We start from the raw sequence: 18,831 nt of genomic DNA, 5'->3' as shown, positions 1-18,831 counted from the left end.
CTGTTCCGCGCAGCGGGTCGGTCAGGAACGCACCAGCCGGGCGATGGCTTCGGAGGCCTCGCGCACCTTCTCGTCGGCTTCGTCGCCGCCGTTGGCGACGGCGTGGCCGACGCAGTGCTTGAGGTGCTCGTCGAGCATCGACAGCGCGAAGGAGCGCAGCGCCTTGTTGACCGCAGCGGTCTGGGTCAGCACGTCGATGCAGTAGGAGTCGTTCTCGACCATCTTCTGCAGTCCGCGCACCTGCCCCTCGATCCGGCTGAGCCGGTTGAGATGGCTCTTCTTGTTGTCGTGGTAGCCGTAGGTGGCCATCTGGGTGCTCTCCTGGTTTTCCCGCTCTGCAGACATCAATATACCCCCTTCGGGTATTGGAGCGCCCTGTGCGCGTGCGGCATTCCCCGGGGCGGATCCCGCGACGCCCCGGCACGGTACCGGTAGCACGCCTGCGCCCAGTATCGCCGCTGAGCCGGGCCGGCCGGTGCGGGCGCGGACCGGCCGGGTCCCGTCCGGTCCCGCCGCGTCGGCAACCGCCCGCAACCGGACGGCCCCGGTCGCGCGAGGCCATCGGCGCAGCCGGCGGGCGGCGGCTTGCCGGTCACGTGCTTGCCAACCCTGCGGCGGCCGACCGACCATTGGGGTATGAGCGAGCCCAGAAGCCCGGAGAGCAGCATCCTCGGCCGCATCAGCGAACTGGTGACCGAAGAGCGCGACCTGCGCGAGCAGAGCGAGCACCGGCTGACACCCGAGGAACGCCAGCGGATGCGCCGGTTGGAGCAGGAACTCGACCAGTGCTGGGACGTGCTGCGCCAGCGCCGCGCCCGCGAGGAGTTTGGCGACGACCCCGGCGACGTCCACGTGCGGCCCGCAGCCGAGGTCGAGGATTACCGCCAGTAGGCGCGCGGGGGTCTAAAGACCGGCCCGGCCCCCGCAGCATGCGCGCCGCCCGTACAGTGCCGAACCGCCCTTGACGAACCGCCGCCCTCGCAGCGCCGCCGTGAAAGGCCGCAGACGGCACCGGGGCAGGGGCGGCCGCGGCGCGCGGCACCGGTGCGCCACGCGCAGCCGCGGCCTGCGCGGACGGCGGTCGGCGCCCCGCGGCACCCACCACCGCCCGGCGGCCGGGTCGCCGGGCCCGCGCCGAATCACCGCCGCCGATACCGAACCCGCAGCCGTCCCGCTGCGTCTCACCGTGCAGACAACGCACCGCCACCGCCCGCGCGCAGGCGGCGGGCCGGTGCTCCAGAGCCGATGAGATGGATCGGGCTGCCCCTCGATGCTGGAGATTCTGACCGGGACCGGACTCGCTTCGGCCGCCGGGCTCAACGCTTATATCCCCATGCTGACCGTCGGGCTGCTGGCCCGCTACTCCGACCTGCTGCCGCTGGGCCCCGGATGGCAGTGGCTGGAACATCCGGTCGTGCTGGTGATCCTCGGCCTGCTGCTGGTCCTGGAGATCGCCGCCGACAAGATCCCGGCGATCGACAGTGTCAACGACGCCGTGCAGACCTTCGTCCGCCCCACTTCGGGCGGGCTCACCTTCGGCGCCGGCGCGTCGGCCGTCACCACCTCCGACATTCTCGCCTGGGGCGAAGAGGCCGCCAGCGGGGGAGGGGGCGCCGAGGGCACCTCCTGGTGGCAGGTGGCCGCCGGGGTGGTGGTCGCGCTCTGCTTCCACCTCCTCAAAGCCGGAGCGCGGCCGGTCCTCAACGCCGTCACCTTCGGCGCCGGCGGCCCGGTGGTCAGCGTGTTCGAGGACCTGGCCAGCGTGCTGACCTCCCTTGCGGCCGTCATCGTCCCCATCCTGATCGTGGTCGCGGTCCCGCTGCTGGCCGCCGTGGGAGTCTGGGCCTGGCGCCGCAAGAAGCGCCGCCGCAGCGGCGGCCGCGCGTCGGGCGAGGTTCCGCGCGTCCCCTGAGCCCCGGCCGCGCCGCTCTGCGCGCACCCCGCAACCGAACTGACCGGCCGGCCGCACCGCCCGCCGGCCGCGGCGGTGCGGCCGACCGGGCACAGGCGCGGTGCCGCGCCCGGCCCCACCGGCACCTACCACATGTCGTCGCTGAGATAGATGTGGAACAGCAGGTCGATCGCGCCGATCGAGATACCGAGCAGGAAACCCCCGCCGCCCAGCAGCGCCACCCACTGGGCCCCGCCGCCGAGAGCGATCGCCGCCGCACCGCCCAGGAAACCGGTGACGGCCCCTCCCGTCGCGGCCATCTTGGCCACCTGCCGGATCATTTTCCAGCGCATCGCACGGTCGAAGGAATCGATCTGCGCACCGATGTTCCGGGTTCGCCCATCCCGTTCCTCGTTCACCGCTGTGCTCCTCGCTCGCTGCCGCCCCCAGCGGGAAGAGGACGGCGGGTCCGACCCGGCCAGAGAAAAGGATGCCACCGCGCGCCCGCCTGCGTCCGCGATTCCGCACTCTCAGCGGTCATGGGCAGGACCCGCCGGATACGGCGGCTCGGTCTGGGCAACGCCGCCGCGACGTGGCATCATCACGGGTGTGGCCAGCAGATCCGCCTCAGCGCAGCACCTGCGCGACCTCGCGCTGCTGCGCCGCGTCCGCGACCGCATCGACCGCGAGCACGCCCAGCCGCTGGACGTCGAGGCGCTCGCCCGCGGCGTGAACATGTCGGCCGGGCACCTCAGCCGCGAGTTCCGGCGCGCCTACGGCGAGTCGCCGTACTCCTACCTGATGACCCGGCGTATCGAGCGGGCGATGGCGCTGCTGCGCCGCGGCGGCCTCAGTGTCACCGAGGTCTGCTTCGCGGTCGGCTGCTCGTCGCTGGGCACCTTCAGCAGCCGCTTCACCGAACTGGTCGGGGTACCGCCCAGCGTCTACCGGCACCAGGCGGCGCACGCGACCGCCGGCATGCCGTCCTGCCTGGCCAAACAGGTCACGCGACCGGTCAGGAATCGAGAAGCGCCCGGCACCGGCCGCGTCTAACGTTATGGCCATGGACATCACCATCAACGCGAGCTTCCTGCCGCAGACCGACCCGGAGGCCGCCCTGGCCTTCTACCGCGACACCCTCGGCTTCGAGGTCCGCAAGGACGTCGGCTACGGGGGGATGCGCTGGATCACGGTCGGCCCGCCCGACCAACCCAGCACATCCATCGTCCTCACACCGCCGGCGGTCGACCCCGGTCTCACCGACGACGAACGCCGCACCATCAGCGAAATGATGGCCAAGGGCACCTACGCCGGCATCCTGCTGGCGACCGCCGACCTCGACGCCGCGTTCGAGCGGCTGCAGGCCGGCGACACCGAGGTCGTCCAGGAACCCGCCGATCAGCCTTACGGCATCCGCGACTGCGCCGTGCGCGACCCCGCCGGCAACCTGATCCGCGTCCAGGAACTGAGCTGACCGCCGGTTCCCCATCCCCCGCGCCGCCTCCGGGCCCGGCGCGGGGCACCTGAAGACCACCGCACCGCGGACCGGGGGTGCGCCGCGGGTGCGCGGCGGCCCCGCGCCGCGCAACCTCGAACCGGGCCGCCGCGGCGGCCCGGCGCTACCGATGGAGGAACGACGACCATGTCAGCGAGCACGGCAACACAGCCGCCCGAACAGCACATCGCCGACCGGCACGACCTGATCCGCGTGCACGGCGCGCGCGTGAACAACCTCAAAGACCTCGCCGTCGAGATCCCCAAGCGCCGGCTGACCGTGTTCACCGGCGTCTCCGGCTCGGGCAAGAGCTCCCTGGTGTTCGGCACGATCGCCGCGGAATCGCAGCGGATGATCAACGAGACCTACAGCGCCTTCCTGCAGGGCTTCATGCCCGCACTGGCGCGGCCGGAGGTCGACCTGCTCGAAGGGCTGACGACGGCGATCATCGTCGACCAGGAGCGGTTGGGTGCCGACCCCCGCTCCACCGTCGGCACCGTGACCGACACCAACGCCATGCTGCGCATCCTGTTCAGCCGGCTCGGGCAGCCGCACATCGGCTCACCCAACGCGTTCTCCTTCAACGTGGCCTCGGTGCGGGCCAGCGGGGCGATCACCGTCGAACGCGGCGCCGGCAAGACCGTGAAACAGACCTTCACCCGCACCGGCGGCATGTGTCCGCGCTGCGAAGGCCGGGGCGCGGTCTCCGACTTCGACCTGGCCGAGCTCTACGACGACTCCAAATCCCTGTCCGAGGGCGCCATCACCATCCCCGGCTACAAATCCGACAGCTTCTGGACCGTCCGGGTCTACGCCGAGTCGGGCCTGCTCGACCCGGACAAGCCGATCCGCGACTACACCGAGTCCGAGCTGCACGACTTCCTCTACCGCGAACCGACCAAGGTGAAGGTCGAAGGCGTCAACCTTACCTTCGAAGGGCTCATCCCCAAGCTCCGCAAAACGTTCCTCGCCAAGGAACGCGAAGCGATGCAGCCGCACATCCGGGCATTCGTGGACCGCGCCATCACCTTCACCGACTGCCCCGACTGCGGCGGCACCCGGCTCAGCGAGGCGGCCCGGTCGTCGCGGATCGCGGGCATCAACATCGCCGACGCGTGCGCGATGCAGATCAGCGACCTGTCGGAGTGGATCCGCGGCCTCGACGAGCCCTCGGTGGCGCCGCTGCTCGCGGCACTGCAGCACACGCTCGACTCGTTCACCGAGATCGGGCTGGGCTACCTGTCGCTCGACCGGCCCTCGGGCACGCTGTCGGGCGGCGAGGCGCAGCGCACGAAGCTGATCCGCCACCTCGGCTCCGCGCTCACCGATGTCACCTATGTCTTTGACGAGCCCACCATCGGCCTGCACCCCCACGACATCCAGCGGATGAACGACCTGCTGCTGCGGCTGCGCGACAAGGGCAACACGGTGCTGGTCGTCGAGCACAAGCCCGAGACCATCGTCATCGCCGACCACGTCGTCGACCTCGGCCCCGGCGCCGGCACCGGGGGCGGCACCGTGTGCTTCGAAGGCCCGGTCGGGCAGCTGCGGACAGGCGGCACGCTCACCGGCCGCCACCTCGACGACCGCGCCGCCCTCAAGGAAACCGTGCGCACACCCACCGGAACCCTGCAGATCCGCGGCGCCAACGCGCACAACCTCCAAAACGTCGACACGGACATCCCGCTCGGCGTGCTCTGCGTGGTCACCGGTGTCGCCGGCTCGGGCAAGAGCTCCCTGATCCACGGGTCGGTGCCGGCCGGTGCCGGCGTCGTCTCGGTCGACCAGAGCGCGATCCGGGGTTCGCGGCGCAGCAACCCCGCGACCTACACCGGGGTGCTCGACCCGATCCGCAAGGCGTTCGCGAAGGCCAACGGCGTGAAACCGGCGCTGTTCAGCGCCAACTCCGAGGGCGCCTGCCCCAACTGCAACGGCGCCGGCGTCGTCTACACCGACCTGGGGATGATGGCCGGCATGGCCACCACCTGCGAGGAGTGCGAGGGCAAGCGGTTCGAGGCCTCGGTGCTGGAACACCGCCTCGGCGGCCGCGACATCAGCGAGGTACTCGCGATGTCCGTGGCCGAAGCCGAGGAGTTCTTCGGTGCCGGCGAGGCCCGCACCCCGGCCGCCCACGCCATCCTCGACCGGCTCGCCGACGTCGGGCTCGGCTACCTGACCCTCGGCCAGCCGCTGACCACACTGTCCGGCGGCGAGCGGCAGCGGCTCAAGCTGGCCACGCACATGGCCGAGAAAGGCGGCGTCTACGTCCTGGACGAGCCGACCACCGGCCTGCACCCGGCCGACGTCGAGCAGCTCCTCGGCCTGCTGGACCGGCTCGTCGACTCCGGCAAGTCGGTCATCGTCATCGCCCACCACCAGGCGGTCATGGCGCGCGCCGATTGGATCGTCGACCTGGGACCCGGTGCCGGACACGACGGCGGCCGGATCGTCTTCGAGGGCACCCCGGCCGACCTGGTCGCCGACCGCTCCACGCTGACCGGGCAGCACCTCGCGGCCTACGTCGGCGCCTGACCGCGCCATCCACCGGACCCGACCCGGGGCGGCCGACGGCTTCCGGCCGTCCCTTAGAGTGCTCTGCGTGGCAGAAAACGGGTTCGCTCACCTCAGCGGCGTCAAGCACATCGTCTGGGACTGGAACGGCACGCTTCTCGACGACAACCACGCCAACATGGCGGCCCTCAACCGGGTCTGCGCCGAGTTCGGGCACGAGCCCGTCGACCTCGGCTTCTGGCGTTCGTTCTTCCGGCGCCCCCTGCAGGGCTGCTACGAGGACCTGTTCGGGCGCACCCTCCAGGACCACGAGTGGGTGCGGCTGAACCAGGTCTACGACGACAGCTACCGCGGTGAGCTGCCCTCCTGCGGCCTTGCCGACGGTGTCCCCGACATCCTGCTCGACTGGAACTCCTACGGCGGGTCGCAGTCGCTGCTGTCGATGGCCTCCCACGAGGCCGTCGTGCAACTGGTCGCCGAGCGTGCGCTCGACGGCCACTTCGTGCGGGTCGACGGGCGGCGCTTCGACACCGCCGACGGTTCCAAGGCCCACCACCTGGCCCACCACCTGGCCGAGCTGGACGTCGACCCCGCCACCGTGGTGCTCATCGGCGACATCGACGACGACGGCCGCGCCGCCACCGAGGCCGGTGCCCACGCGGTGCTGGTCGCCGCCGGAATGATGAGCCGCGAACGGCTGGCCGCCACCGGCCACCCCGTGGTCGACACGCCCCGCGACGCCGTGGCCGCGCTGCGCCCCTGAGGTGCGCCCGCTGTGCCGGGCGGCGCATGCAATGAGGGGCGGCACCGGCGGTTCCGCCCGGTGCCGCCCCTCATTCGCCGATCCGGCCCCGTTGCGGCGCCGGGTCCGGCCGAAGGCCTCAGCCGAGTTGGACCTTGCGCGCGTCCTCGAAGCGGCGCTGCACGTCGGCCCAGTTCACGACGTTCCAGAACGCCTTGACGTAGTCGGCCTTGACGTTCTTGTACTGCAGGTAGAAGGCGTGCTCCCACATGTCGAGCATCAGCAGCGGGTAGGAGCCCGCGGCCAGGTTGCCCTGGTGGTCGTAGAGCTGCTCGATGATCAGCCGCTGGCCGAGGATGTCCCAGGCCAGGATCGCCCAGCCGGAGCCCTGCACGCCCGTGGCCACAGCGCCGAAGTGCGCGCGGAACGCGTCGAACGAGCCGAACTGGTCGGTGATGGCCGCACCCAGCTCGCCCTCGGGCTTGTCGCCGCCGTCAGGCGACATGTTCGGCCAGAAGACCGTGTGGTTGATGTGGCCCGCCAGGTTGAACGCCAGGTTCTTCTCCAGGAGGTTGACCGTGCTCAGGTCCTCCTTCTCCCGGGCCTCGGCCATCTTGTCCAGGGCGGTGTTGGCGCCCGAGACGTATGCGGCGTGGTGCTTGTCGTGGTGCAGCTCCATGATCTGTCCGGAGATCCACGGCTCCAACGCTGCGTAGTCGTAGGGCAACTCCGGAAGCTCGTAAGGCGCAGGCATGTCTACGCACCTTCCTCTGACGCGATTTCAACGATTGCGGGGGCGACCTGGATCGCCGCTAGAAAGCTATCAGCAGCCGCCGGGGCACGCCCGTATAGCCCTTCTGACAGACGGGACCGGGAATAAACAGCACAGACCCGGCGCTTGGTACGCGCCCCAGCGGCGTGCTACCCGGCAACGCCGCAGGGATGCATCCCACCGCCATCCGCCGCGCGACCCACTGCATCACCCGGCTGTGCCGCGCAGGCGCGGCCGCCCCGGTTGCGGTCGCACGGTTCTCACGGCGACCGCTCGAAACCTGCGCCGTTCCAGGTCGTGCGGGCGCAGGCCACGCCCCAGGCGCCCTTGCGTTTGAGGATGTCGTAGATGTGCATGCGGTCGATCCGCGGCGAAACCCCGTAGCCCGACGGCCAGGTGATCGCCCAGTCCATGTCCAGGTCCACCAGCAGCTCCAGCAGGCGGGCGATCGTGGGGTCGTCGAGGCGTTCGAAGGCCTCGTCCAGCAGCACCATCCGCAGCGGGCCCTCGGCGTCGCTCTGCAGCGCGTCGTAGAACGCGGCGCTGGCGGCGAACAGGGTCACATACGAGACCAACCGCGTCTCACCCGAGGACAGCTGGCGGATCCGGCGGTCGCGCGGTTTGCCGTCGGGGCCGGTGTCGTGGATGCGCACCCGGTAGGCGTACCACTGGCGGTAATCCAGCGCACCGACCAGCAGCTCGGCATAGCCGGTGCTGCTGCCCTGCGCGCGCGTGGCGCGGATGCGGTCCATCAGCGCGCGGCGCAACCGGTCGTTCTCCTCGGCCGTGCGCTGGGCCACCGACTTCTTGGCCAGCGCGAACGCCGCACGCTCGGCCGGATCCAGCTGCGGCGCGGGCTCCCAGGACAGCTCCACCCGCACACCCTGGCTGGAGTGGGCGGCCTCCAACACGGTGTTCATCCGCCGGGTCAGCGCCTCGGCGGCCCCGATCTGGCGGTGCAGCTCCTCGGCGATGTCGCCGAGCAGGTACTCCTCGAAGACGCTCTCCTCCCGCTCGGTGAGGTTCTCCTCGGCTTGGGCCAGGCGGGCCGAGGTCGCGCGGGCCGTGGCCGCGACCGGGGCGGTGCCCGCCTCCTCGCTGACCGCGACCGTCAGGATGCCCTGGTCGCGGTCGGCCTGGACGTCGTGGGTGCCGGCCAGTGCGGCCTGCAGTGTCTGCAACCGCGCGATCAGGTCGCGCTCCAGGGCCGCCGGATCGTGCGCGGACCGCCCCGAGCCGCCCTTGGCCCGCCGGCCGCCGGCGCCACCGGACGAGCCGCCGGCGGAACCGCCCGGATCGCCCGCACCGCCGTCGGCGGCCGCCGCACCGGCCCGCACGGCCTCATCCAGCGCCGAACGCAGCTCCGCGCGGTCGAAGGGCGGCTCGACCAGGCCTGTCGCGGCCTCCCACACGCCGCCGACCCCCGCCGCATCGGTCAACGCGTCCTCGGCGTCGGCGACCTTCGCGCGCGCCTCGCGCACCTGGGCCTCAACCGCCTCCGACCGCCCCTCGGCATCGGCGAGCGCCTTGATCGCGGCCTCCACCTCGCCCTGGGCCTTGGGGGCGCGGTTGCGCAGCTCGCCGCGCTCCTCCTGCAGGGCGCTGACCTGCGCGCCGACCTCCTCGGCGTCGCGGCCCAGCCCGGAACGCAGCGTGGCCAGCACGGCGTGGGCCTCGGTGTAGGCGCGATGGGCCTCGGCGGCGTCGGACTCGGCCTTGCGCCGGCTCTCGACGGTGCGGGCGTGATCGGCCTGCGCGGCGGCCACCGAACGCAGCGCCTCGGGGTAGTCGCGGCGCAGCAGGGCGCCGACGCTCTCCAACGCCTCGCCCGCGCGGCGCGCCCGCTCGCACAGCTCGCGCAGCTCGGCCGCGCCGGCGGCCACGCCCAGCTGCGCGCAGGCGCGCCGGTGGCCGGCCTGCTCGGCGCTGAGCCGCGCCCGGGCGCGGTCGTGCTCGGACTTGGCTTCCTCGGCGTCCGCGGCGGCGCGGGCGGCCGCCGAGCGGCGCGACTGGGTCTCGATGTGGCCGCGCAGCACCTCGCCGATGTCGGGGAACGAGTCCAGGCACGCGTTCCAGGCCGACTCGCGCCGCTGGGCGGCCGCCAGCTCCTCGCGCAGCCCGTCGCGGTGCGCGGCGTTGCGCGCACAGTCCTGTTCCAGCTCGGCGATGCGCCGCTTGCGGGCCTCCTCGCGGGCGCCGGCCCCGATGTGTTCGGCGGCGGGTTTGCGGTGCCGCCCGTGCAGCACCCCGGCCCGCCAGCGCCCGTCGAGCCCGAACGCCGCACCGCCGGGCTCCGCGGCCGCTTCGTCGGCGGGCACCTGGGCGCCGCCGTCCAGCAGCGGCACGGAGCGCAGCAGCGCCTCGACGGCGCCGTCGGGCACCGCGGTGCCGCCGGAGCTCGGGCGCAGCACCTCGGCCAGCGACGGGCCGGTGCACGGCATCCCGGGAACCGCCCAGGTGTCGTCGCCATCGCCGCCCGCCGCGGCCGGCAGGTCGACGCGGCCGTCGGCGCGCACCCACGCGGTCAGCAGACCGCCGGCCGCCAGCGCCGCCTCCAGGCACGCCTGCGCCTCGGCGGACACGCCGGCGGCGAAGTCGACCAGCCGGTGGAACGGGGCGCCATCCTCGGGGGAGCGCTCCGCGGTCGCCGCCGCCGGTGCGGGCGGCTCGACCTCGGCATGGGTGCGCAGCCGCGCCAGCTCCGTTTCCAGCCGGGAGTGCTCGGCCCCGGCTTCGGCCAGGCGCTGCTGGGTCTGCAGCAGCGCGTGCTGGGCGGCGCGCACCCGCGGCTGCAGCGCGGCGCGCACGTCGCGGTGGGTGCCGCGGTAGGCCTCGGGGTCGGTGCCGACCGCGTCGCCGTCGGGCGCCTCGGAGTGTTCGGCGGCATCGGCGAGCGCCGCCGGGCCGCCGGCCTCGGCGCCCTCCGCCGGCGCATCCGCCGCATCCGGGCCGTCCGCGGGCAGCGCCTCAGCGCGCCAGCGCCCTACCGCATCGGCCCAGGCCCGGCCCAGCTCGCGCAGCCGCTCCTCGCTTTCGCGTGCCCGGTGGGCGGCGCCGGCGGCCTCCTCGGCCGCGCTCGCGGCCCGTTCGCCCGACCGCTGAACGCGCTGGTCCTCTTCTGCCAGGTGCTCGGCGCGCCGGTGCAGCGCCGCCAGCTCGGGGCCGCGTTCGCCGGCCGCTTGGGCCGCCGCGCCGACCTGCTCGGCGGCGTTGGCGGCGGCGTCCTCCAGTTCGGCGGCGGCCACCCCGGGCGCCGACTCCCGCTGCACCTGTTCGGGGCGGGCGCCGGGTTCGGGCGACTGCAGCACCCGTTCGGCGGCCTGCCCGCGTTCCAAGGCGGGGGCCAGCTCCGGCAGCCGCCCCAGCGCCGACGCAAGGCCCACCCCCTCCAGCGCTTCGCGGGCCTCGGCGGCGCCGGAGGCCGCACTGCCGCCGATCCGGGCGAGGAGCCCGGCCGAGCGCTCCACGGCACCGATCGACTGCTCCTCGGCCGAACGCAGCCCCGCGGCGTTGTCCAGCGCGGCCACCACGTGCCGCCGCTGCGAGGCGACGGTGGCCTCCTTGTCCTCCAGGTCGCCCAGCGCGGTGTAGGCGGGTGAGGCCTTCAGCGCCTCAAGCTCGGTCTGCACCGCCTCCGCGCGTTCGGTGACCGCGTCGCGTTCGGTCTCGGCGCCGCGGAGCACCTCCTCGGCCGCCGCACGCTCGGACTCCCGCTTGGCGCGCCGCCCCTCGGCCCGCTCCGCCTCGGTTTCGGCCGCCTCCAGCTTGGCGGCGCGGTCGGCGAGCACCCCCAGCGCATAGCCGCGGTAGCCCTCCAGGAACTCACCGAGCGCGGTGTCGGCCCGGCGCAGCCGCGCGACGTTGCGCCGTACCCCCTCGAGGTTGTCCAGGCCGGTGGCGGTGCGGGCGATCACGTCGGGGTCCACCGGCGGCAGCGCTTCGGACAGGAGCTGCTCCAACTGGCCTTGCAGCACCTTCAACCCGATGTCGGGATTGCGCAGGGTGCGCTGCAGGTGCAGCAGGTCGGCGTAGCGGCTGCCGCCGCTGATGCCGTAGACGGCGGCGGCGACGCGCTGCTGGAAGGGCTGCTGCCCGTTGACCACGGCGTCCTCGCCGATGCGCTCGCGCAGCCGCGCCTGGCTGATGGGGCGGTCCTGCTCGGTCAGCGCGACGTCCTTGTTCACCCGCATGGGGGTGATGAACCGCCAGGAGTCCGAGACCTGGCGGCTGGACGCGCTCGCCTTCACACCGATTCCGCAGGTCACGAAGGTTTCAGTGCCGTCGGCGAGCACGCCGCGCAGCTCGACCCAGGCATAGCCCACCCGCATGGTGCCTTCGGTGTAGTCGTCGAGCATCAGCCGGCTCATGCTGACGGTGTCGAAGCCCTTGCTGCCCATGTTGCGCAGGTCGCCGTCCAGGCACAGCGGCAGCAGCAGCTCCAGGGTGCGCGACTTCCCCGACCCGTTGGTGCCCTTGAAGATGACCCGGCCGCCGGAGAGGTCGAACTCCTCGTCGCGGTACTGCCAGATGTTCACCACGCCGCCGCGGTGCAGCCGCCAGCGCTCGCGCGGCATGTCGGGGGCGTGTGCTGCGCCGGGTGCGGCGTAGGGCCCGGTGTCGGGCTCGCTGGCGTTGATCGTGTACCTCCCAAATGATCCCCGCCTCCAGGTGGGCGGGAACTGAAAACCCCTGCGGAGCAGGGTAGAAGACGTCGCGGCGCGTATCGCCGCCGATGCGCGACCGACCATGGGTACAAGGCCACAAGGCCGCACAGCGGACCGCCGCCGTCTGCCGCCGCCCGGTTCTCAGATACCGAACAGAGGCTCCTGGCCGGTGCCGTTGCCGCCGCTGCCGCTGAAAAGGGGTTCCTGGCCGGCGGCGGATACCGCGGAATCACCGGCTTCGAAACCCTCGGCATCCGCGGTGCCTTCGGCCGTTCCCTCGCCCGCCTCGGGGCCGTCCGGGACCGGGCGGTAGCGGGCGGCGGCTGTGCTGATCTCCACCGCGGTGCCTGCCGCCGTGCCCGCCGCGGTGCGGGCCAGGCCGACCTGGGCCAGGGTCCGGGTCACCGATCCGGCGAGCCGGGCGGTGTCGCGCACGGCCTCACGCGACCAGGCGCGGGGGTAGCGCTCGGCAAGGGCCGCGACGGTCTCGGCGAGGCGGTCGGTGCCGACCCGCACCCACCCCTCAGCGCCGTCTGCACCGGATGGACCGCCGCCGGCGCCGCTGCCGCCACTGCCCGTGCCACTTCGGCCGCTACCACTGCGGCCACCGCGGCCGTTCCCGCTTTCGGCCTCCGGCGCCGCCTCGGCCAGCAGTTCGGCCGCCGCCAGCAGCGCGATGCGGGCCACGGTGCCGGTTCCGGGGAAGTTCCGGTCGGTGAGGTAGCCCTCCGGGTCGACGGCGAGCACGCCCTCGGCGCGCACCTGCAGTTGCAGGCCGGTCAGCTCCTCCAGCAGATGCGCCTCGCCGCCCAGGTTGGCGCGCAACCAGTCGCGGTCGGCAGGGTCGAGCGAGGAGTGCGGTACGACCGGGTCCTCCACGATCCGCCGCCGTACCCGGTGGCGCCCTTCGGCTCCTGCCGGGGCCGCCAGTTCCTCCGGCGCCCCGACGCGCGCGAGCGGTGCCGCGACCAGGTGGCCGAGCAATTCGGCGTCGACGGTCAGCAGCGCTTCGCGTTCGGCGTCCTCCGCCCACGGCGACACGCTGCCGTCGGTTTCGGTGAGCACCCCCAGGTCGATCAGGTGGCGCAGCGCCGCGGCGAGCGCGCGCCGGTCGACGATGCCCGACCCCAGTTCCACGCCGGCTTCGGCGCCCATCGCGCGCACCTCCGAGACCAGCGAGGACAGCAGCAGCTGCCCTCCGCCGCCGGTCAGCGCCGCAAGCACCAGCGCCAGGTAGGTGTAGGCGCGCGGCGTGAACGGTGCGCCGTTGGCCTTGTGGGCGCCGCGCACCCCATCGGGGCTGCGTCCGGTCTTGTACAGGCGCGCGAAGGCCGGTTCGACCACCAGGCGGTAGCCCAGGTATCCGGCGAACAGGGTCTGCAACCGTTCGGCGTAGCGCCGCACCGCCGACAGGGTCTCGCCGTCGGCCCCTTGCGCGCGCAGCAGCGGGTGGCGCAGCAGCACCCGCGCGCAGCGGCGCACCTGTGCGGCCTCGATCTCGTCCAGCCCGTCGAGGGCGGCGGTCTCGCCTCCCGCGAGCGGATCGCGGCGGCTCATCGTGCCTGCTCCCGCCCCTGCTCGTGTTCCGGCCCCCGGCCGCCCTGCCCCCGGTGGTCGGGATCGCGCTCCCGCTCGGAGTCTCCCGGAAGCAGCGACTCATCCACGCTCAGGCGCACGTCCGCGCCGTGCAGCTCCATGGTGCCCAACCGGGAGCCGATGCGCGCCACCGCCCCCTGCGGCCGCGGCTCCAGCACCACCGTCAGCCCGGTGACGGCGTCGGAGGCGCTGCCCTGCTCGGCCGGGCCGTCGCGGGTGGCTCCGGCCAAGGTCAGCAGCTCGCACAGCATCTCCAGCGCGTCGCTGGACAGCCGCGCCCCGGCGAGGTTGCCGCTCGCCGCCGACAGTTCGCCCACTGCGGCGTTGCGCCGGTGGCGGCGCCGCTCCTCCTCTTCGAGCAGCGCCGCCCGCCCCAGCGGGTCGTCGCTGATGCGCGGCGCCTGGCCGCCGGGCAGGCGCTCGCCGCGGCTGCGCACGTTCACCTCGACGTCGATGCGCCGGCCCTGCGGCCAGGTGCGGGCGGGATCAGGGGCGTCGTCATCGGCCGCCAAGCCCAGGTGGCGGGCCGGGAACAGGCCGAATGCGGCGGCGTAAAGGTCGTGGGCGGTTTCGGGGGAGGCCGCGTCGAACCAGCCCGCGAGCCGCAGCAGGTCGCGGCGCCGCCCCGGGTCGACCCCGCCGGCCCCGGTGACGCGTTTGACATTGGCGAACAGGGCGGTGATCGCGCGGCTGGTCGCCTCGCGCAGCGCGTCGACCTCGGAGGGGCGCCCTGGCCCGCCGATGAACCATCCGGTCAGCTGCTCCCAGTCGGCGGCGCGTCGGCCGGGCGCGCGTTCCATAAGCTCGGTCTGGCCCGACCGGGTAGGGCGCGGGGTCAGGTCGGTGCCGGGGCCGGTGCCCAGCTGCTCCAGTAGGACCGCGCGCCGCCGGTTGAGCGCGCCCAACCGCAGCACGACCGGCTCGGAGTGGCGCAGCACGTCCTGGGCGATCAGCTCGACGTACTCCAGCAGCATGTGTTTGAAACCGGCCATCTCCGCGGGCGCGAGGTCGTAGCGGGCGATGACCGAGCCGAGGTAGGCGTAGAAGTCGCGGACCGCGGCCGCGAACTCGTCGTGCTGCAGGAACAGGGTGGTCACCTGCTGGGCCAGGCGTTCGCGCAGGCCGCGCGCTGATGCCGCCTGGGGGCCGCGGCCCTGCTCGGCTTCGAGGACCTCGCCGAGGGTGGCCTCGATGTCGGCGAGCCCCCGTTCGATGGCGGGCAGCAGTTCGCGGGAGACCTCGCGGGCGCCTTCGGCGACGCTGAGTACGTCCTCGGCGTCGCGCTGCACCCGGACGGCGAGCTTGGCCGCCTGGTAGCGGACCCGGCTGCGGGTGAACTCGGCGATGGTGGCCGCGGGCTCGCGCCGGCCGGGCACCAGGTTGCCCCAGCGGGCCAGCTGCTCCAACCGGTCCACGACCACCTCCAGCCGCGACTCGCCGGGGTCGATCTCGCCGCGGCGTTCGGCGGCGGCCAGGGCGGCGGCGACCTCGCCGGCGCCCAGATCGGCCATCAGTGTCGAGGTGAACAGCCGCATGACCGCCAGGTAGGTGCGGCGTTCGGGGGCGGTGAGGTAGCCGTAGAGCCGCAGCCGGCCTGCGCCGGGCCCGCTGGCGTCGTCCGCGTCCGCTCCGGGCAAGGCCGCGGTGGGGCCGGGGGCGTCGTTGCCCGCCGCGGCGGGCGAGGTGTCTTGGGCATCGTTGTGCATGGCCCGCACCAACTTAGTGCTTCGCCGCGGCGGGCGCTGCCAGGCGCCGGTGCGGCCGCGGGCCGGGTGACCTGGCGCAGGGGTGCCCGGGGCCCGCCCTGCAGCGCACGCCGCACCCGCCGCCGTGCGGCGATCGGGCGCGGCCGGGGGTCAACTCGCGTTGTGCTGCACCTGGAGTTGGTGGAGCGCGTTGTCGAAGTCGCCCTGGCCGCCGATGCGCTCCCACAGTTTCGGGAACCACTCCTCGGCCTCGTCCAGCCACACGGTCATCTGCCGGGGCTTGTCGGCAAGGAACGCCTCGATGTTGGCGGTGACGGTCTGCACGTAGTACCGGCACACCTCCAGGCGGCGCTCGGCGGGCCAGGGCGAGGGCCGGATGACGAGCGCGCCGGCGAATGCGGTGATGACCCCGGCCGGGTTGCCGTTTTCCCAGCGCTTGGCGAAGCTGTGGGCGACCTGCACGGGGTCGCGGCGCAGGTGGACGTAGAGCGGTTCGCTGCCGTAGCGCTCGTCGAGTCCGCCCAGGAACCAGGAGAGCCGGTTGTCGACCTCGATGTGCTGGTCGGGGTAGTCCAGCCGTTCGTCGCCGATGCGGCGGGCACGGCTTTCGTGGCCGGTTGTGTAATTGGTCAGTTCCTCGCAGGCCCGCGCGAGGGTGACCGAGCCGCAACGGCCGGTGTTCAGCACGAAAACACGCATTTCCGCCTCTTTCTACATCTGACAGAGCGACGGTGCGACAGTGCGGCGCAGTAGATCCGGTTCCATCCTGGCCACCGGCCTGTCGTGCCAAGTCCGGTGAACCGCAGAATTATGCGCACGTGACGAAAAATTCACCCATTGCACGGCCGGAGGTCATTATTTTGACATGAACCATGCGCGGCCCGGCCGCTGATCCGCCTTGGCGCCCCTGATCAAGCCATCTGCGCACCCGCGACCGACCAAGGACGGGCGCAACGGCGCCTGCACATAGCGGATGCCCCAATCTCCATGCGGTATTCATGCGCCCGTGTCCCGGTACTCTCCCCTTTGCAACCGGGCTGGTGCAGGCTGCAGCGAACGGTGCTCCCGCGGCCCCATTCCCCAGTGGCCCGGGCCCGTTATTCGTGTTCCAGGGCCGTCCCCCTTGGCCTGGCCGTCTCCCTTAGGTGGTCCCCCGGCTTCATGTCAGCGTCAGCCCAGGCCTTTGACCCGGCCGTATCCGCGCCGTCCCCGTCACCGTCCGCCGGCGCGGGCGCGCCGGCCGGTGGTACCGCAGCCGCCTCGCCTGCGCCGGGCAGCCGCTACCGCCCCGAGATCCAAGGGCTGCGCGCGGTGGCGGTGGTGCTGGTGGCCGTGTACCACATCTGGTTCAACCGGGTCTCCGGCGGCGTGGACGTTTTTCTGCTGCTGACCGGGTTCCTGATCACCGGGTCGCTGGTGCGCGCCGTCGAACGCGGCGGGTCGGTCGGCTTCGCCTCGTTCATTGCGCGTCTGGTGCGCCGCCTGGTGCCGGCCGCGGCGGTGGTGCTTGCGTCGGTGTCGGCGGCCGCGCTGGTGCTGCTGCCGGCTTCGCAGTGGCAGGCGGTCGCCGACCAGGTGTTCGCCTCGGCGCTGTACTTCGAGAACTGGCACCTGGCGCTGAACGCGGTCGACTACATGGCCCAGAACAGCGCCGCCAGCCCGCTGCAGCACTTCTGGTCGCTGTCGATCCAGGGCCAGTTCTACCTGCTGTGGCCGCCGTTGATCGCGGCTGCGGCCTTTGCCGCCGCGCGGCTGGGCGTGCCCGTGCGCCGGGCCGTTCTGGTGCCGCTTGGCGTGGTCTGCGCCGGTTCGCTGGCCTATTCGGTGTACATCACCGCCGCCGACCAGCCCTGGGCCTACTTCGACACCGGTGCCCGGCTGTGGGAGCTGGCGCTGGGCGGCCTGCTCGCGCTGCTGCCGCCTGTGCCGCGGCTGCCGGGGACCGTGCGCGCCGTGCTGGGCTGGCTCGGGCTTGCGGCGCTGGTGCTGTGCGGCGCCGTGGTGGACGTCTCAACCCTGTTCCCGGGCTACATCGCGCTGCTGCCCACGCTCGCCGCGGCACTGGTGCTCGCTGGCGGCGGGTCCGGGCGCCGCTGGGGCGCCGACCGCCTGCTGTCGTGGGGGCCGCTGACACGGCTGGGCGACCTGGCCTACGCGCTGTACCTGTGGCACTGGCCCGTACTGGTGTGCTACCTGGAGGCCACCGGGCGCACCGCCCCCGGCCTGCTGGGCGGGTGCCTGGTGCTGCTGGTGTCGGTGCTGCTCGCCGCGGCGACCAAGGTGCTGGTCCAGGACGGCCTGGCGCGGCTGGAGCGCATCCCGCGCGGCCGGGTGTGGTCGCTGGCCGCGGCCGTGGTCGTGCTGGCGCCGGTTGCGGCGGGCGCGTCGCTGTGGTCGGACCGGCTCGAACAGCAGCGTGCGCAACGCGCGGAGCTGGCCGCCAGCCAGGTGCGCTACCCCGGGGCCCAAGTGCTCACCGACCCCGAGGTGGCCGAGCAGTTGCCCGATGCGCCGGTGCTGCCCGCGCCGGCCGATGCCAAAGCCGACCAGAACCAGGCCTACGACGACGGCTGCCACGCGGGCATGGCCGAGACCGAGGCCGTGGTCTGTACCTACGGTCCGGACTCCGCCGAGCACACCATTGCCCTGGTCGGCGCCTCACGCACGGCGCACTGGTTCGCCGCGCTGCGCGAGGCCGCCCGGCCCAACGGGTGGCAGGTGGTGTCGCTGACCAAGAGCGGCTGCCAGTTCAGCACCGACCCGCCCACCGACGACGGCGAGCCCTTCCCCGAGTGCACCGAGTGGCGCGCCGGCGCCATGGCCGAGCTGAAGCGGTTGCGCCCCGACGCCGTGCTCACGTCCTCGACCCGCGCCACCCACGCCGGCGAGACCGTGCATCCGGGGTTCGTGGATCGCTGGCGGCAGCTGGACGCCATGGGCATCGACGTCATCGGGATCCGCGACCTGCCCCGCATCAACTACGAGGGAGCGCAGTGCGTAGAGGCCAACGGGCCCGGCGAGTGCGTGTCGCCGGAATCCTGGAGCCATGCCGGGTCCGATCCTGCGCAGCGCCGCAGCGGGATTCCCGGCAATGTGTCGCTCATCGATCTGACCGAATACGTGTGCCCCGGCGGCCGGTGTCCGGCCGTGATCGGAAACGTGCTGGTGTTCTGGGACCATTCGCACCTGACCGCCACCTACAGCCGGACCCTTGCGCCTATGCTCGAAGAGCAGGTGAAGTCGGCCACCGGCTGGTGACCTTCGCCGGTTTCCCGCTTGCGCAGCGTTTCCGGTTGGCCAAAGGCCGGTTAGTCGAGTATGAACGCACAGGGAACACTGCCACTGCGCAGTTTCAATGCCAAGCGTGTCCGATGCGCGGACGCCTGCGTTGGGTTACTGTCTTTTCCATCCCGATTTGCGGTTGAAATCCACTGTTCCGGTGGCCTTCACATCG

The 18,831-nt window shown here is 72.9% G+C and carries 14 protein-coding genes; 7 read left to right on the top strand and 7 right to left on the bottom strand.

Features of this window, described 5'->3' with window-relative positions; translation table 11 throughout:
- Positions 1 to 21: 21 nt before the first annotated feature.
- Positions 22 to 309, bottom strand: coding sequence for a metal-sensitive transcriptional regulator (locus tag ACYVD5_RS09930; protein WP_461000701.1), 288 nt, complete (start codon positions 307 to 309; stop codon positions 22 to 24).
- Positions 310 to 636: 327 nt separating this feature from the next.
- Between ACYVD5_RS09930 and ACYVD5_RS09925 the strand changes: the two genes are divergently transcribed.
- Entirely contained in the window at positions 637 to 891 is a 255-nt protein-coding gene (locus tag ACYVD5_RS09925; RefSeq protein ID WP_461000659.1) for a DUF2630 family protein, read from the top strand.
- Positions 892 to 1,270: 379 nt separating this feature from the next.
- Positions 1,271 to 1,912: a DUF4126 domain-containing protein gene (locus tag ACYVD5_RS09920; RefSeq protein ID WP_461000658.1), complete on the top strand. Its 642-nt coding sequence runs from the start codon at positions 1,271 to 1,273 to the stop codon at positions 1,910 to 1,912.
- A gap of 125 nt (positions 1,913 to 2,037) precedes the next feature.
- Here the strand turns inward: ACYVD5_RS09920 and ACYVD5_RS09915 are convergent, their stop codons facing one another.
- Positions 2,038 to 2,310 carry a hypothetical protein gene (locus tag ACYVD5_RS09915; RefSeq protein ID WP_461000657.1) on the bottom strand — a complete coding sequence of 91 codons (273 nt, stop codon included), beginning with the start codon at positions 2,308 to 2,310 and terminating at the stop codon, positions 2,038 to 2,040.
- Positions 2,311 to 2,500: 190 nt separating this feature from the next.
- Between ACYVD5_RS09915 and ACYVD5_RS09910 the strand changes: the two genes are divergently transcribed.
- From ACYVD5_RS09910 to ACYVD5_RS09895, 4 genes are all read left to right on the top strand, one after another.
- Positions 2,501 to 2,944 carry a helix-turn-helix transcriptional regulator gene (locus ACYVD5_RS09910; RefSeq protein ID WP_461000656.1) on the top strand — a complete coding sequence of 148 codons (444 nt, stop codon included), beginning with the start codon at positions 2,501 to 2,503 and terminating at the stop codon, positions 2,942 to 2,944.
- 10 nt (positions 2,945 to 2,954) lie between these two features.
- Positions 2,955 to 3,365, top strand: coding sequence for a VOC family protein (locus tag ACYVD5_RS09905; RefSeq protein WP_461000655.1), 411 nt, complete (start codon positions 2,955 to 2,957; stop codon positions 3,363 to 3,365).
- A gap of 168 nt (positions 3,366 to 3,533) precedes the next feature.
- Positions 3,534 to 5,918 (top strand): ATP-binding cassette domain-containing protein, encoded by a 2,385-nt coding sequence (locus ACYVD5_RS09900; RefSeq protein ID WP_461000654.1) that lies wholly within the window; start codon positions 3,534 to 3,536, stop codon positions 5,916 to 5,918.
- 67 nt (positions 5,919 to 5,985) lie between these two features.
- A complete protein-coding gene (locus tag ACYVD5_RS09895) occupies positions 5,986 to 6,660 on the top strand; it encodes an HAD family hydrolase (RefSeq protein ID WP_461000653.1) in 675 nt (224 codons plus the stop codon).
- Positions 6,661 to 6,778: 118 nt separating this feature from the next.
- Here the strand turns inward: ACYVD5_RS09895 and ACYVD5_RS09890 are convergent, their stop codons facing one another.
- From ACYVD5_RS09890 to ACYVD5_RS09870, 5 genes are all read right to left on the bottom strand, one after another.
- Positions 6,779 to 7,393 carry a superoxide dismutase gene (locus ACYVD5_RS09890; RefSeq protein WP_461000652.1) on the bottom strand — a complete coding sequence of 205 codons (615 nt, stop codon included), beginning with the start codon at positions 7,391 to 7,393 and terminating at the stop codon, positions 6,779 to 6,781.
- A 278-nt stretch (positions 7,394 to 7,671) separates the two neighbouring features.
- On the bottom strand, positions 7,672 to 11,985 hold the full coding sequence (locus ACYVD5_RS09885) for a TIGR02680 family protein (protein WP_461000651.1): 4,314 nt from the start codon (positions 11,983 to 11,985) through the stop codon (positions 7,672 to 7,674).
- A gap of 231 nt (positions 11,986 to 12,216) precedes the next feature.
- The gene (locus tag ACYVD5_RS09880; RefSeq protein WP_461000650.1) at positions 12,217 to 13,632 is read right to left on the bottom strand and encodes a TIGR02678 family protein; all 1,416 of its coding nucleotides are present in this window, start codon (positions 13,630 to 13,632) and stop codon (positions 12,217 to 12,219) included.
- Positions 13,629 to 15,377, bottom strand: coding sequence for a DUF2397 domain-containing protein (locus ACYVD5_RS09875; protein ID WP_461000649.1), 1,749 nt, complete (start codon positions 15,375 to 15,377; stop codon positions 13,629 to 13,631). Before ACYVD5_RS09875 ends, ACYVD5_RS09880 begins: the two co-directional genes overlap by 4 nt.
- Before the next feature lie 150 nt (positions 15,378 to 15,527).
- The gene (locus ACYVD5_RS09870) at positions 15,528 to 16,076 is read right to left on the bottom strand and encodes a hypothetical protein (protein WP_461000648.1); all 549 of its coding nucleotides are present in this window, start codon (positions 16,074 to 16,076) and stop codon (positions 15,528 to 15,530) included.
- A 462-nt stretch (positions 16,077 to 16,538) separates the two neighbouring features.
- Here ACYVD5_RS09870 and ACYVD5_RS09865 point away from each other — a divergent pair, with 462 nt between their 5' ends.
- Positions 16,539 to 18,635 carry an acyltransferase family protein gene (locus tag ACYVD5_RS09865; protein WP_461000647.1) on the top strand — a complete coding sequence of 699 codons (2,097 nt, stop codon included), beginning with the start codon at positions 16,539 to 16,541 and terminating at the stop codon, positions 18,633 to 18,635.
- Positions 18,636 to 18,831 lie beyond the last annotated feature (196 nt).

The organism is Streptomonospora sediminis, assembly GCF_054778995.1.
Note: the sequence above shows the minus strand (reverse complement) of the source record. Positions and strands in the feature narration are given on the sequence as shown.

Excerpts from the sequence above, each read along its gene's own strand:
- ACYVD5_RS09930 (WP_461000701.1), bottom strand. The coding sequence starts at position 309 with ATGGCCACCTACGGCTACCACGACAACAAGAAGAGCCATCTCAACCGG.
- ACYVD5_RS09925 (WP_461000659.1), top strand. The coding sequence starts at position 637 with ATGAGCGAGCCCAGAAGCCCGGAGAGCAGCATCCTCGGCCGCATCAGC.
- ACYVD5_RS09920 (WP_461000658.1), top strand. The coding sequence starts at position 1,271 with ATGCTGGAGATTCTGACCGGGACCGGACTCGCTTCGGCCGCCGGGCTC.
- ACYVD5_RS09905 (WP_461000655.1), top strand. The coding sequence starts at position 2,955 with ATGGACATCACCATCAACGCGAGCTTCCTGCCGCAGACCGACCCGGAG.
- ACYVD5_RS09900 (WP_461000654.1), top strand. The coding sequence starts at position 3,534 with ATGTCAGCGAGCACGGCAACACAGCCGCCCGAACAGCACATCGCCGAC.
- ACYVD5_RS09890 (WP_461000652.1), bottom strand. The coding sequence starts at position 7,393 with ATGCCTGCGCCTTACGAGCTTCCGGAGTTGCCCTACGACTACGCAGCG.
- ACYVD5_RS09885 (WP_461000651.1), bottom strand. The coding sequence starts at position 11,985 with ATGCCGCGCGAGCGCTGGCGGCTGCACCGCGGCGGCGTGGTGAACATC.
- ACYVD5_RS09880 (WP_461000650.1), bottom strand. The coding sequence starts at position 13,632 with ATGAGCCGCCGCGATCCGCTCGCGGGAGGCGAGACCGCCGCCCTCGAC.
- ACYVD5_RS09875 (WP_461000649.1), bottom strand. The coding sequence starts at position 15,377 with ATGCACAACGATGCCCAAGACACCTCGCCCGCCGCGGCGGGCAACGAC.
- ACYVD5_RS09870 (WP_461000648.1), bottom strand. The coding sequence starts at position 16,076 with ATGCGTGTTTTCGTGCTGAACACCGGCCGTTGCGGCTCGGTCACCCTC.
- ACYVD5_RS09865 (WP_461000647.1), top strand. The coding sequence starts at position 16,539 with ATGTCAGCGTCAGCCCAGGCCTTTGACCCGGCCGTATCCGCGCCGTCC.